Raw genomic sequence first — 14,393 nt, 5'->3', positions numbered from 1 at the left:
AACGGGGTTACACCCCACCGGTCTCTAATCCAATTGCTGCATCTGGCGTACGACCCGAACTTTCGCCGATGCCATCCATCAGAGCTTCGATGCGCACCCTGCGCCGTGCTGCCAGCTACGGCAGCTTGCCTTCCAGCTCCTGATAGACCTTCCAGATCGCCATCGGCGCCTGCGAGTCCCGCAGAGCCCAATCGTTCAATGACCCCCAATCCGCATGAGCGAGCGCGGGGCAGTCATTCGCAGCAGGACAGGCAAAGCCCGCCTTGTGCAGTCGCTGCGCCTCTTCGATGACCCAGCCCAGCGCGCGACGCGACTGCTCGAGATCACGCCGCAGATCCGCGGCCCCGTCGATGAAGCCATGACCCGGCACATACCAGGCCGCATTCATCGCTTGCGCTTTGCGAATCGTCGCCAGCCATTCGCTCGGATACGCCGAGCGCATCGCCGGAAACACTCCGCGCAGATAGACCTCACCGAGGAACACGACGTTCGTGTCCGGCAGCCACACCACCAGATCGCCGCCGGTGTGTGCGCGACCGAGATTCAGAACTTCGATCTTGACGCCGCCAAGACGCAGCGAGCGCTGTTCGGACACAGCCATGACGACTGGAGTCGACGACTTGGCCAACCGCTCCTGCGACACCGGCGAAGCGATGAAGGTAACGTCTGGAAAGGCTTCTTTGAATGCGGCGTTGCCGCCCACGTGATCGGTGTGATCCGAGGCCACCACCACGTACTTGATTGGCTGCGTCGTCCACTTGCCGATGTTCTCGATCATCAGCCGGGTCTGGGCAAGGTCACCCTGGCCATCGGCCACGACCACGCCCTCATCGGTGACGACGATCAGGCTGACGGTATTGATGCCCGAGGAATGCAGGCCCTCATAGGCATACACGTTGGGCTCCAGCTGCTGCCAACGTGGAAAATCCCTGGACGTGAGATTGCGCGCGGTAATGGCGGCAGACGCGCCCGTGACTGCCGCGGGGCTTGCGCCCTGCCCCATGGAAACCGAAGGCAGCGCCGTCGCACAGCACAGTGCGAGTGCGCCGACCCAGGCACGCAAGAAGCGACCAGATGTCAGCATTACTATTCCCCCGAAACCGTTGCCCTGGAAATCGGGGCGGACTTTGCAGTCCGCCCCGTCCGAGTCGTCTTTTTCTGAACGCTTTTTCTAACGAATTGGAACCGGCAGCTTCTTAGAACTGGAACCGGTAGCCAGCGCGGAACGTACGACCATAACGATCGTACAGGAACTTGTTGTCCTGGCCCTGGTAGTAACCAGCGCCACGACCTCCGGCCACCAGCGCCGGATCTTCGTCGAACAGATTCTCGGTGACGAAGTACACCTCGCCCGCACCATCCAGTTTGTAGTTGAGGGAGAGATCGAAGTACTCGGCACCGTCGATCTTGTTGTTGTCGATGGTCGGATTCAGCGCCGTCGCCGTCGGGCAATTGGCCTGGCACTCGATGAACGCATTGTTGTAGACGCCCGAACTCACACCACGCATCGTCAGGCCGACAGAGAACTGATCGAGATCGTAGGTCGCCGAGGTGAGGTAGCGATACTTCGGCGCCGTCAGGGCCGTGCCGAGGCCGATACCACCGCTATCGGAGTTGACGCCGCGGCCATCCAGCGTACCCGCGGTCAGGTCGTACGTCTCCATCGATTCAACGAACGATGCCAGGCCACGCAGGCGCAACTGCCCCGCCGGCAGGATCCAGGTGTAGCTCGCTTCCACGTCGAAGCCACTGAGTTCCTGACCGAGGATGTTGTCCGGCTTGATGTTGATCCGGCTGACACCACCGGCGACTGGCGCCGTCGCAGGATCGCGCTCGATGTACGAGCACAGCAGCGCGTTGCCAGCGAAGCAGCCATTGAGGATGTTCGTGGTGCTGAGCGTCGCCATCGCACCGTCGATCTCGATCTTGTAGTAGTCGACCGAGGCCTGGAATCCTGGCAGGAAGCGTGGCGAGAACACGATACCGAGACCGGTCGTGTCTGCCTCTTCCGGCTTCAGATCCAGGTTGCCGCTCGTCACCGACAGCAGCAGGTACTGGATATTCAGGAACGGATCCGAGGTATTGCCCGTACCGGACTGACCGGAGTTGAACAGCTCACCCAGGTTCGGCGCACGGATGTCGCGCGACTTGGTGAAGCGGAAACGGAAGTCTTCCAGCGGCTGCCAGGTGGCACCGATCTTCCAGGTGGTCACTTCGCCAGACGTGCTGTAGTCGGTGTAACGGACGGCACCGTTCAGATCCAGCGACTCGGCGCCCGGTACGTTGTTCAACAGCGGTACCACAGTTTCGAAGAAGCCTTCGGTTACGTCGTACTTACCCTGCGTCGCATGGTAGTTGCCGGCGAAGAACGCGTTGGCTTCGTCCAGTTCGCTGGCGCTACCCGACACCTTTTCACGACGGTGCTCGGCACCGAACGCGACCGAGACCGGGCCTGCCCAGGTCGAGAACGGCTCACCATTCATGCTGGCGGCGCCGACCTGCTGCGTGAGCAACGTATCTGCATAGCCCATGCCGGTGACATAGTTGATCGCGGCCTGGGTGTTCACGCCGAGACCCATCGGGTTGTACGGTATGCAGGTTGGGTCGCCATTGGCGCAGACGATACGGCCGGTGAGCGGATCGCGAACTGCGTTTACGGCCGCCGTGTAACGTGCGTTGATGCGGTTGCCCGGAGTGATGGAACTGATGTCCTGTTCGCCATGGGTGAAGTACGCATCCCAGCTCCATTCCGTGCCGAACATATCGAAGTTACCTTCGACACCGCCCACGACGCGCTTCAGCTCGCGGGTGTTGATGCCCTGCAGGTATGGCAGATCACCGTTGAAGGTGCCCAGCCGGAAAGCGTTGATACCAGCCGTATCCATGGCCGCGCCCATCTCTGGCGAGAGGAACGCATTGTCGCGCAGGATGGTCACGCTGCTGCCGTTGTTGAGGTTTGGCACCACTTGTCTGTTATGCGACTTGGTGTGCGAGTACTGCAGCTCGACGAATGCAGTCAGATTGTCGGTGACGTCGAAGCTGCCGCGACCGAACATCGTGCGGCGGGTCAGAGGCAAGCCGAGCGTGGTGGAGCGATCGATACGCGACGCTTCCCAATCGCCACCCTCCATCACCGGGCTGCCGTTGGCCGTACGGCCGAAATTGAACGTATACGGTGTGCCACCCTCGCCGAAAGCCGTACCGCGGAACGGCGTGTTCTGCGTAAACGTCGTCGAACCAATCGGGCGAGCGTCGAGAATCAAACCGCCACGGGTACCGTTCGCGACACCCGCATTGAACACGGTCTGCAACTGCGGCTGGCCATTGCCAGGCGCGTAGTCCGGGTTGTTCATCAGCTGATACGACGTATCTGCCCAGCTGCGGTTGTTGCCGATCACGCCCTTGTCGTCCGCGTACTCGCCGCTGAACAACAGGTGACCGCGTCCGTCAGCGAACGGCATACCGCCGGTCAACGAGAGTCGATAGTTCTCGCCGTCGCCCGCCTCGGTGATGCCGCCGTCCACCGAGCCTTTCAGGCCGGTGAATTTCTTGTCGAGAATGAAGTTGACCACGCCAGCCAGCGCGTCCGAGCCATAGACCGCGGACGCACCGCCAGTCACGATTTCGACTCGCTGCACGAGGCCGTTGGGGATCTGATTGACGTCGACCGCGCCGGCGTTGCCGCCCGTGCCCAGGCTGGAGGGCACCATGCGCTTGCCGTCGAGGAGCACGAGGGTGCGGTTCGCACCGAGAGCACGCAGGTTGAGCGTGTTCACACCGGCCGTACCAGTACCAATGTTGGACTGCTGTGTGCGGGTGGAAATACTGCTGGAGATCGCCGGCAGGCGGTTCACCGCGTCGGCGATGTTGGTGACGCCCATCTGCGCCAGTTGCTCGTTACCGAGCACGGCGACCGGCGTTGGTGCTTCGTAACCGTCGCGCACGATACGCGTTCCGGTCACGGTCACTTCGCCGAGCAGCGGGTTCAATTCGGAGTCGGACGAGCCGCCGACGTTTGCGGATTCCGCTGCGGCTGGCGCAGTAGCCTGTTCCTGCGCAAGAGCGTTCGCCGCTGCGAGCGACGAGAGCGCCAACAACGTCATACCCGCCGAACCAAGCGCGCGCCGGACAGCTACTGCGACCGGACGCACCGAGCTTTGATCATTCATCGTCAAGAAACCCCCTAACACCAAAGAAAAAATTCGTTGTTGTGCGAGGCTCGAGCCCCTGCCCTGACGACGGAGCAAGCGACCTCACACTCGATGCAGAGCGCAACGGCGAGCGCCGGCGCCTGACTTCGAGGAACAGCGTACTCCTCTCGTCTCGCAGGAATTTACTGATAGCGTGCACCGCCGATCGGAACACAGCATGAATAAGTTGTTTGAACGACGATCGGCAGGATTAGTTTGCGCGCCGCTGGAAAGGGCGCTGCATCAGCACGCTGATCGATGTTCGACGGCTGCAAAAATCGTTTGCAGCGACTGACGGCAATGACTAAGTTGCTCGCGCGATCGACACAAATACGTTGGGGGACTTTCACGATGACTCGAAACCATCTGTTGCAACTTGCACGCGCGGTGGCGATATCGGCCGCGGCAATGACATGCGCGGCGGCAACGGCCGACGCGCCCGCATCGGCACAACGACTCAATCCGATCATTTCGCTGCTCGAACAGAAGCAGCCGGTGATGGGCCTGTACGCGCCAAGCAATCGTCGTCCGGGAGGCAACGCGGCCGCGGAAGCGACCAAGCCGAAAACACCTACGGAGCTCGCGCGCGAGACTGTCGCCTACAAGTTAAGCGACTTCGTCTTCGACGGCACCATGGAGCACAAGTACGACGAAACGTATCCGGTGTTTGCGGCCTATGCCAAGGCGCTCGGCAAGGAAAATCATCTGAGCAAAAAGCCGCATCCGCACATCAGCTATCCCATGGTCGTGAAGATGCACGAGATCGCGCCGGATCCGGTGCTGGCCGCGAAGCACATCAGCGAGCAACTGGACCTCGGCGTCAGCGGGATCATGTTCGTGCAGGTCGAGAGCGCGGAGGAACTCAGCCAGGGAATCGCCGCGATGCGCTACCCCGCCAACGGTGGCATACGACGTGACAGCGTCGGATCGGCACCTGCCTACTGGGGCGTGTCGAAAAAGGACTATCGCCGCAAGGCCGATGTCTGGCCGCTCAATCCCAACGGTGAGCTCATCAACTGGGTCGTCATCGAGAGCAAGGATGGCCTGCAGAACGTTCGTGAAATCGCTGCTGTGAAGGGCCTCGGCGTGCTCATTCCCGGCATCGGTACTCTGCGCGGAGTGTTTTCGACGACTGACGCGTCAGGCAAGAGGACGGTCGACGAAGCAGCATGGGAGAACGCGATTCAGCAGGTCCTGTCCGCGTGCAAGGAATTCAATGTTCCGTGCGGCATCCCGGCGACAGCCGAACAGATCGAACTGCGCATGCAGCAGGGCTTCAGCGTCTTCATCATGAACTGGGGCGATGCCGGCTTTAAGACCATCGACGTCGGCCGCAAGGCATCTGGCCGCCCGCTGCCTAACTAGAAGAGACTGACTCAGGTCTTGCCGTGTCCCGTCGCAGGACGGGATCCAGGTAACAACAAGTCATGACAGATCCAGCGCCGCTCCGGACTAAAGATCACCGGAGCGGCTGCTACCGCAACAGCTCCCGCCTCAGGCGGAATGCACGAGTTTGAGCTGCGGTCCGGTGCGCATCACGCGACTCAACGCCTCCACCGATTGCGGTACCGCGATATAGATGCCTTGTGCGTACTCGACGCCGATATCGGCAAGGCACGCAAGCACTTCCGCCGTTTCGACACGTTCGGCAATCGTCTTGATACCCATCGCATGCCCGATCTGGGTGATCGCCTCGACCATGCAGCGATCGACGCGATCCGTGGTGACGTCCTGGATGAACTGTCCGTCGATCTTGAGATAGTCGACCGGCAGGTTCTTGAGATACATGAATGACGACAGGCCGCTGCCGAAGTCATCGAGCGAGAACTGGCAGCCGCGCGCACGAAATTCCTTCATGAAGTGCACGACGTTGGGCAGATTCGAGATCGCCGCAGTCTCGGTGATCTCGAAACACACGGCGCCGGGGCTCAGGTCGTGCCCCTGCAACTCTCCGATCAGGAATTCGAGGAAGCGATCGTCATTGAGCGACGTGCCGGATAGATTGATCGAGATCGTGTAGGCGTGGCGATGGTCGCCGTCGGTGCGGTAATGCGCGAGCGCTCCCAACGCCTGGCGCACGACCCAGCGATCGATCATGGGCATGACGTTGTAGCGTTCGGCGGCCGGAATGAACTCGGCCGGCATCACCAGCGCGCCGTTCTCGCCGCGCATACGCACCAGCAGTTCGTAATGCCCGCGCGGATCGCGGGTCGAGCCGATCGGCACGATGGGCTGGTAGTGCAGTTCGAGCCGGTTTTCTTCGACGGCGCGTGTCAGCTTCGAGACCCACTGCATCTCGCGGTGACGTTCGGGCGCCGTACTCGATTGATATGTGTGGACCCGGTTGCGGCCGGAATCCTTGGCGGCGTAGCACGCAACGTCGGCCGCGCTCATGACGCTGGCAATGCTTTCGCTGGTGCTGTTGATTTCCACGATGCCGATGCTGGCGCCGACGTTCATCGCTCCGTCCAGCCACTCGAACCGATACTCGCGGATGGCCTGACGCAGCGTATCGGCGATCTTCTCGGCGCGTTCACCGTTGCAGTCCTGCAGCAGCACACCGAACTCGTCGCCGCCAAGGCGCGCGATCGTATCGCCCGTCCGCACACGCGTCTGCAGCAGACCCGTGATCTGCTTCAGCAACCGATCGCCCGCCTGGTGTCCGCAGGTGTCGTTCACGAGCTTGAACTGATCGAGATCCACGTACAGCAGCACGTGCGTGGTGTCGCTGTCGGCACGCGCGGTCAGCAGCGCCTCGTTGAGCCGGTTCTCGAACTCGCGGCGATTGATCAATCCGGTCAACGCATCATGGCTGGCCTGGTAAGCCAGCGCGCGCCGCAAACGCCGTTCCTTGCTGACGTCGCGGAACACCATGACCGCACCGATGATCTGTCCGCTGCGATCGCGAATCGGCGCCGCCGAATCCTGGATCGCAATCTCCTGGCCGCGACGATTGACCAGCACGGTCTGATCGGCCACGGCGATGACACGGTCTTCGCGTAATGCCCGCGACGCCGGGTTCTCGAGTCGTTCACGAGTGGCCTCATTGAGAATGGCCACGACTTCACCCAGCGGCTTGCCTCCGACCTCGTGCAGCTGCCACCCGGTCAGATCTTCGGCGACGGGGTTCAGGTACTCGACGCGTCCCTCCGCATCCGTCGTGATCACGGCATCGCCGATGGATTGCAGCGTGACCTGCGCCTTTTCCTTTTCCTGGAACATCGCGGTCTCTGCCCGCTTGCGCTCGCTGATGTCGAAGATCGTGCCTTCGTAGCCCGTCAGCCGGCCATTCTCGTCGCGCACCGCGCGGGCGCTTTCGATCACTGTCAGGGTCGAACCGTCGACGCGACGCAAGCGGAACTCGGCATTGCGCACTTCGCCGTCGTGCTCCAGCGCCGCAAGAATGACGGCGCGCTCGAGCGGGTCGTGATAGATCGTTTCGGTCGGCAGCGACAGCAGTTCGCTGGGCGACGTCAGCCCGACCATCTGCGCCAGCGCCGGATTCACCGAGACGAAACGCCCTTCCACCGTCGAGCTGTAGACGCCCTCCATGACGTTGTCGAACAGTCGCCGATAACGACCCTCGCTCGCACGCAGCGCTGTCTCGGACATGCGCCGCTCGATGGCGATGCCCGCGAGCTGCGTCATGCGCGACATCAACTCGAAATCGCGCCGTATCGGACTGGCAGGCGCACGGAAATACATGGCGAGCGTGCCGAACGTACGGCCATCCGATGCATAGATGAGCGTCGACCAGCAGGCTCGCAGGCCGGCGCCGATCGCGATGTCGCGGCTGTTTTCCCACAGTGCATCGCGAGCGATATCCGCGACGATCACCTGACGCTGCAGGTACACCGCCGCCGCACACGATCCATTGCGTGCCGCGACTTCCACTTCGTCCGTCGCTTGCGCATAGACGGCCGGCAGATTCGGCGCCGTACACAAGCGCAGGTGGACACGATCGTCGTCGAGCAGCCGGATGGCGCAGAGGCTGTCGGGTGCCACCCGCTCCACCACGTCGGTGATCGCCTGCAGCGTCACTCGCAGATCGACGTTTGCCGCGAGCCGCTCGAAGACCCGACGTTCACCGGCCGCCAGCAGTTCGTTGCGCTTGCGTTCGGTGATGTCGGTGATGCTGCCGCGAACCAGTCTGCGAGTGGAGGACGGCAGCGAAACCCAGCGCACCTCGCAGGGAATGTCGGTGCCGAACGCATCGCGGAAAACCCATTCGAGGACCGGCGCTTCGCCAGCGATCGTGCGCTCGAGATTGGCCCGGCTCGAGTTCGCGGACTCCGAGCCGTCGGGCTGGAACTGCGGACTCAACGCGCCCGGCTCGATGGCCAGCAGCGCCTCGCGATCCATGCGGAAGAAGCGGATCGCGTTCTCGTTCACGTCGATCAGACGATTCAGATCGGCATCGACGACCACGATGATCTCGGGCGCGTGCTCGACCAGAGTTCGATAGCGCGCCTCGCTCTCGCGCAACGCCGCATCGGCCGCCTTGCGATCGCTGGTGTCGCGCAGACAGACGACGAACATCTGATTGCGACTGAGCCGCGTCTTGCTGACAGCCAGTTCAGCGGAGAAGTAGCTGCCGCTGGAATGCAGGCCGAGGGTTTCGTGCTGGGCGAGATCGACCTGCGTGTCATCCAGGCGCGCGGCCAGGGCATCGAGCTGCGCCGACAACGACTCTTCGGTTGCAAGCTGCGGCAGCAGGAAGCTGAGCGGTCGGCCAAGCACATCTGCTTCGCCATGCCCGAAGACCCGCTGTCCCGTCGCATTGATCGAGGCGACGTGACCGGCCTCGTCAGCGGTGATGATGACGTCCTTGACGTGATCGAGGACGGATTGCAGCTGGCTGGAGGTGCTCTCACGAAGCTCGCGCGTCAGCGCTGTGGCTTCGTCCGACATGAGCTGCATCGAACGCACGATGCCGCGGCGCTCTTCATCGGCATGCGCGTAGACAGCTTCGACGATCGACAATAGCTTGCCGAAGTCGACTTCCCCATCCGGTCGGGTCGCTTCGCGGATCTGCTTTTCCAGCAGTCGATGCATCGTCTTGCTCTTCCGGCTTTTTGTTTGACGCAGCGGCCAGCCTGCATCCTGACCAGAGGTGTGGCGGCCAGGCTCGCAGCCCGCCACTGGACGCTATCGCAGTCAGGTCGCAGATCGTAGGTCGGCCAGCGCGACCCAAGTGTGAATTGGCTCGCGTTTTATGTGAAAGCAAGACATTTTTTGCAATCGCGACGGGGGGTTATCGCGACATTCTGAGGATTCAGAGCGCTGGCCACGAGGACGGCGGCGCCAGCACGGAAGGTAATAAATCCAACCGTGACAACCACATACGACCCCTTTTCAATGTGGGGCCGTATGTAGTTTCTCTTTCTAAAGCAATCTGCGCGATTTACTCGTCGGCTTCTTCCGCCGACTTGCCGGTGCGCTTGCGCTCGTGTTCCTTCAGGAAGCGCTTGCGCAGGCGGATCGCCATCGGGGTGACCTCGACCAGTTCGTCGTCGCCGATGAACTCCATCGCCTGTTCCAGCGTGTAGCGGATAGGCGGTACCAGCACGACGTTCTCGTCCTTGCCGGAGGCACGCATGTTCGTCAGCTTCTTGCCCTTCAGCGGATTCACGACCAGGTCGTTGTCGCGGCTGTGAATGCCGATGACCTGACCTTCGTACACTTCATCGCCATGGCCGATCATCAGCTTGCCGCGTTCCTGCAGGCTGAACAGTGCATAGGCCAGCGCCTTGCCCTGTGAGTTCGCAATCAGCACGCCGTTCTGACGCTGCCCGATCTCCCGATCAAGGACCGGCGCAAAGTGATCGAAGATGTGATGCATCATGCCGGTGCCGGACGTCAGGGTACGGAAGTCGGTCTGGAAGCCGATCAGACCACGCGACGGAATCGTGTAGTCGAGACGCACGCGGCCCTTGCCGTCGGCGTGCATTCCGGTGAGCTGCGCGCCACGCTCGCCCAGTGCCTGCATGACTGCGCCCTGTGACGTGTCATCGAGATCGACCGCGAGTGTTTCGTACGGCTCGCAGGCCTGCCCATCGATCTCCTTGATCACTGCACGCGGTCGCGAGACCGCCAGCTCGTAGCCTTCGCGGCGCATGTTTTCCAGCAACACGCCCAGGTGCAGTTCGCCGCGGCCAAAGACCCGGAATTTGTCCGGGTTTTCTGTGTCTTCGACGCGCAGCGCCACGTTGTGCAGAATTTCGCGCGAGAGGCGCTCGCGGATCTGACGGCTGGTGACGTACTTGCCTTCCTTGCCGCAGAACGGCGAGGTATTGACCTCGAACGTCATGTTGATGGTTGGCTCATCGACGACCAGCGTCGGCAATGCCTCGGGCTTGGACGGATCGCAAATCGTGTCGGAGATCTCGGGACGCTCGATACCCGCGAAAGCCACGATGTCGCCCGCACCGGCCTCATCCACTTCGACTCGATCGAGACCGAGAAAGCCCATGACCTGGATGATGCGTTCGTTGCGGACCTTGCCTTCGCGATCCACCACGACCACAGGACTGTTGCGACGGATCTTGCCGCGCTTGATGCGTCCGATGCCGATGGCGCCGACGTAGTTCGAATAGTCGAGCTGGCTGACCTGCAACTGCAGCGGACCCTCTTCGTCGACTTCCGGCGGCGGACAATGCTTCACGATCGCTTCGAACAGCGGTGTCATGTCCTCGGCGAGATCTTTCGGATCGTTGCCGGCGAAGCCGCGCAGCGCAGAGGCGTACACGACCGGGAAATCGAGCTGCTGCTCGTTGGCGCCGAGTTTGTCGAACAGGTCGAAGGTCTGATCCAGCACCCAGCTCGGACGGGCTTCATCGCGGTCGATCTTGTTGATGACGACGATGGGACGCAGGCCATGAGAGAAGGCTTTCTGAGTCACGAAGCGCGTCTGCGGCATCGGTCCATCGACCGCATCGACCAGCAGCAGCACGCAGTCGACCATCGACAGTACGCGCTCGACTTCGCCGCCGAAGTCCGCGTGTCCCGGGGTGTCGACGATGTTGATGCGATAGTCGCGCCAGCGAACGGCGGTGTTCTTGGCCAGAATGGTGATACCGCGCTCGCGCTCCAGTGCCCCCGAGTCCATCACCCGTTCGGATGGAGCCTTGCGCGCGTCGAACGTGCCGGATTGCTGCAGGAGCTTGTCGACCAGCGTGGTCTTGCCATGGTCGACGTGGGCAATGATCGCAATATTACGGAGCGTTGAAATGGACATGGGCGCGGCGCAAGGGAAAAAGGTCGCGCATGGTATAGGAAGAACCGGCTGAGCATCAGGGGGGCGACGCCGGTCCCGCAAGCGTCAACCCTGCTTCGGCCCTCCGGCGGGCCCTTACGCCCGGCCCGCAAGCCTCCATTTGGGGCATCCGACGATCGCGACGCGCTTAGCGCGTCGTTTCCTGCGCCTCCATGGGCTCGACCGGCTGACCGGTGGCATCCGTCACCGGCACACTGGTCTTCTGCTGGATGATCTGCCCTGAGCCTGCCACAAAGGGAATGGCGAAGGTGCGGCCCAGGGTCGCCCCGCTGATCACTGTGTCAACGGAAACAGTGATGTAGAAGACCCCGGCAGTGTCGGCCAGGACCGAAACCGAATGTTTGTACGGCTCCCTGGCCTGCACGTTGGCGTACTCGACCGCCAGGTCGCCTGCCAGCGTAATGCCCTCCATGCCGCTGAACTTCGCTGTCATGGAATCGACGCCGGCACTGGGAATCAGGGCCACGTCGAGTTGCACCGGCTTGCCCGGTTCCGGTCGCGAGACGAATTCGTACTTGATGTCGACCGCTGCACCCGGTTTGCCGTTGCCGACGGCCCGGGCCATTTTTTCGGTCGGATCGGCCGCCATGAGCGCAGGGGTCGCTTCGACGGGGGCGGTTTCCGCTACCGGCGCCGCCGCCACGGGAGCCTCGGGATCCGAGCCGCAGGCGCTGAGTAGCGCCAAAGCGGCGATGCAACCAACAAGTCGTGCGTAATTCATCGTGCCCCCGCTCATCTCTCGCTGTGATGCCGCGATCATGGTCATCCGGCTATCGAAACTGTCATGCAATGAGGCAGCGCGCCGCCGATCCAGTCATGAACCTCAAGGATGTTCACGCCGGCAGGGTACGATCGCTGCTGAATCATCTCCGACGAGCCCGGTTGAGTGGTCGTCGTTACGCCGGCATCGATCAGCCGACCCTGATTGTAGATGTAGATGTCCGGATCGCTGGCCGGCTGGCTGTTGACCGGCGCCCCGGGGCCGACCGCCCCCTGCACCGTGATGCTCAGCACCGCGGCGGACGGCAGCGTCAGTCGCAGGAACCGACGGGACCCCAGCTCGTTACTGCCATCCTCAGCACCGTTGCTGCAGACGTTCAGCGGCTGATTGCGCGCAATGTCCGTGTAAATGGGCAGCGCCATGGCGTTGCCGCCGTCATTTGATTCCCCGCTGCCGAAAGCATCGGCTGCGGACGAAATCGACTCGCCGGCCAGCAAGCCGTTGATACCTGCCCGTTGCGTTGCACCGGAAGTCGCCCGCAGACCCGAGGCGAAGGAATAGATGCTGGTCATCGCATCCGTGGTTCGCTGCGCGCCGGTCATCACGCTGTAGAGCGGTGTGAAGCCGAGCGAAATCATGTCGGCCCCGTCGTTCACGGAATCGAACAGATCCCACAGAATCTCGCCGATCGATGCTTCGGAAAACCAGCCTTCGGCAGTCGTGCTGTCGGATTCGAGATTGAACCCGGTATCGAAGGTGATACCTCTGCTCGAATCACGATAGACCGGATCGTTCAAAGTCATCGCGGAAAATGCATTGCCCCAGCCCTCACCGAATGCCACGCGCAGGTCGAGCCGGTCATCGGGCCCGTGAGTGCCGCCGATGGAGTCGGATCTGGCGAATCGGTCTTCGACATAGTGACCGAACTCGTGCGCGATCACGTGCTGGTCGAATTCATCCGTGTCGCCGTTGCCGCCCGCATAGTCGCCGAGAATGTAGATCCCGGCAGGCAACTCGACTGCAGGCGTGCAGTTATCGGAATCCAGCGCGGATGCACCCGACGTGTAGAACGTCGTGCCAATATTGCCATCGGTGGTGCAGCCATCTGCTGTGCGGTTGGTCGGACTCCAATAGAGATTGAGCGCAGGGAACGTGGTGCCAGGCGCCGCACTGAGAATGAGCTCTTTCGTACGGTAGACCGAATCGAGAATCGCGAAAGGCGCAGCAGCCCGTGTCGTATTGTAGGTCGTTCCGTTCCAACCCGTAGGCGCCAGCAGATCGCGCGTGCTGTTGGCCGTGCCGCTATCGAATGCGGAGCCGTCCAGCACATACAAGCGGTTATTCGTATTGTTCAGAACCTTGAAATTCCACGTCGGCGCCGAAGTACCGCTAACCATTTCCGCGCGAGCGCTGATCAGCATGCTCGTATTCTGTGGAACCTCGATTGAATAGTCTCCGCTGGTATCAGTCACCGTTGCGGCGCCTACACGTGCGCGCGTCGTAGGGTTGATCGCCTCGACAACGACCTGGCGTGCTGGTGAAACGACCGGCGCATCCAGGTTCAGGCCTTGATTGATCGCATTGAACGGCGGTCGCTGGAATTCGATTCGACCACTCACAATGACATTGCCAGCCGTACTCACGGTGACCGTCGCCGATCGCGAAGTGGTGCCGCCCGTGCCCGTGCATTCGAGCGTATAGGTGGTCGTTGCCGACAGTGGCCCCACTTGTTCCGTTCCAGTCACGGACTTCGTTCCGGACCAGCCCGTGGATGCGGCGCAGGTCGTCGCATTGGTACTCGACCAGTTCAGGGTGGACATGCCTCCGGCTGTCACGACGGTCGGAGTTGCGGTGAGCGTCACGGTAGGCGGCGAATTGACTACCGTGACGATGGCCGATTGCGAAATAGCCCCACCGCTGCCGCTGCACGTCACCGTGAAAGTCGTCGTGGTTGTCGGCGCGACCTGCTCCGATCCTGAAGGCGCCCTGCTTCCCGACCAGCCATCCGAAGCCGTGCAAGCCGTCGTATTGGTGCTCGACCAGGACAGGGTCGATGACTGGCCCGGATTGATCGACGTTGGATTGGCAGTGAAAGTGACCGTCGGCTGAGCGGCAGGTGGAGGATTGTTATCGCCGCCGCCACCACCGCCACCGCAACCAGCCAGGCCAAGAAGCGCCGCAAGGGCCAGGGAATGATGCGCAGCGC

8 protein-coding genes are annotated in these 14,393 nt (G+C 62.0%); 2 read left to right on the top strand and 6 right to left on the bottom strand.

Features of this window, described 5'->3' with window-relative positions; translation table 11 throughout:
* Nucleotides 1-115: 115 nt before the first annotated feature.
* Nucleotides 116-1,084 carry an MBL fold metallo-hydrolase gene (locus tag VIZ63_RS21955; protein ID WP_331611951.1) on the bottom strand — a complete coding sequence of 323 codons (969 nt, stop codon included), beginning with the start codon at nucleotides 1,082-1,084 and terminating at the stop codon, nucleotides 116-118.
* A 112-nt stretch (nucleotides 1,085-1,196) separates the two neighbouring features.
* Nucleotides 1,197-4,169 carry a TonB-dependent receptor domain-containing protein gene (locus VIZ63_RS21950; RefSeq protein ID WP_331611950.1) on the bottom strand — a complete coding sequence of 991 codons (2,973 nt, stop codon included), beginning with the start codon at nucleotides 4,167-4,169 and terminating at the stop codon, nucleotides 1,197-1,199.
* A 372-nt stretch (nucleotides 4,170-4,541) separates the two neighbouring features.
* Here VIZ63_RS21950 and VIZ63_RS21945 point away from each other — a divergent pair, with 372 nt between their 5' ends.
* The gene (locus VIZ63_RS21945; protein ID WP_331611949.1) at nucleotides 4,542-5,555 is read left to right on the top strand and encodes an aldolase/citrate lyase family protein; all 1,014 of its coding nucleotides are present in this window, start codon (nucleotides 4,542-4,544) and stop codon (nucleotides 5,553-5,555) included.
* A gap of 129 nt (nucleotides 5,556-5,684) precedes the next feature.
* On the opposite strand, the gene VIZ63_RS21940 is transcribed toward VIZ63_RS21945, so the two are convergent.
* The 4 genes from VIZ63_RS21940 to VIZ63_RS21925 form a co-directional block, all read right to left on the bottom strand.
* Nucleotides 5,685-9,245 (bottom strand): EAL domain-containing protein, encoded by a 3,561-nt coding sequence (locus VIZ63_RS21940; protein WP_331611948.1) that lies wholly within the window; start codon nucleotides 9,243-9,245, stop codon nucleotides 5,685-5,687.
* A 349-nt stretch (nucleotides 9,246-9,594) separates the two neighbouring features.
* Nucleotides 9,595-11,427, bottom strand: coding sequence for a translational GTPase TypA (typA, locus tag VIZ63_RS21935; protein WP_331611947.1), 1,833 nt, complete (start codon nucleotides 11,425-11,427; stop codon nucleotides 9,595-9,597).
* A 166-nt stretch (nucleotides 11,428-11,593) separates the two neighbouring features.
* Entirely contained in the window at nucleotides 11,594-12,226 is a 633-nt protein-coding gene (locus VIZ63_RS21930) for a hypothetical protein (protein ID WP_331611946.1), read from the bottom strand.
* Nucleotides 12,227-12,228: 2 nt separating this feature from the next.
* Nucleotides 12,229-14,007 carry a hypothetical protein gene (locus tag VIZ63_RS21925; RefSeq protein ID WP_331611945.1) on the bottom strand — a complete coding sequence of 593 codons (1,779 nt, stop codon included), beginning with the start codon at nucleotides 14,005-14,007 and terminating at the stop codon, nucleotides 12,229-12,231.
* Between the two features lie 31 nt (nucleotides 14,008-14,038).
* On the opposite strand from VIZ63_RS21925, the gene VIZ63_RS21920 reads away from it, so the two are divergent.
* Nucleotides 14,039-14,296, top strand: a complete 258-nt coding sequence (locus tag VIZ63_RS21920) for a hypothetical protein (RefSeq protein ID WP_331611943.1) — start codon at nucleotides 14,039-14,041, stop codon at nucleotides 14,294-14,296.
* Nucleotides 14,297-14,393: the final 97 nt, after the last annotated feature.

The sequence above is a fragment of the Povalibacter sp. genome (genome assembly GCF_036520495.1).
Taxonomy (GTDB): domain Bacteria; phylum Pseudomonadota; class Gammaproteobacteria; order Steroidobacterales; family Steroidobacteraceae; genus Steroidobacter.
Note: the sequence above shows the minus strand (reverse complement) of the source record. Positions and strands in the feature narration are given on the sequence as shown.

Coding starts and splice junctions, on each gene's coding strand:
- VIZ63_RS21925 (WP_331611945.1), bottom strand. CDS start 14,007: ATGTCCACCCTGAACTGGTCGAGTACCAATGCGACGACCTGCGCCGCA.
- VIZ63_RS21930 (WP_331611946.1), bottom strand. CDS start 12,226: ATGATCGCGGCATCACAGCGAGAGATGAGCGGGGGCACGATGAATTAC.
- VIZ63_RS21955 (WP_331611951.1), bottom strand. CDS start 1,084: ATGCTGACATCTGGTCGCTTCTTGCGTGCCTGGGTCGGCGCACTCGCA.
- typA (WP_331611947.1), bottom strand. CDS start 11,427: ATGTCCATTTCAACGCTCCGTAATATTGCGATCATTGCCCACGTCGAC.
- VIZ63_RS21950 (WP_331611950.1), bottom strand. CDS start 4,169: ATGAATGATCAAAGCTCGGTGCGTCCGGTCGCAGTAGCTGTCCGGCGC.
- VIZ63_RS21945 (WP_331611949.1), top strand. CDS start 4,542: ATGACTCGAAACCATCTGTTGCAACTTGCACGCGCGGTGGCGATATCG.
- VIZ63_RS21940 (WP_331611948.1), bottom strand. CDS start 9,245: ATGCATCGACTGCTGGAAAAGCAGATCCGCGAAGCGACCCGACCGGAT.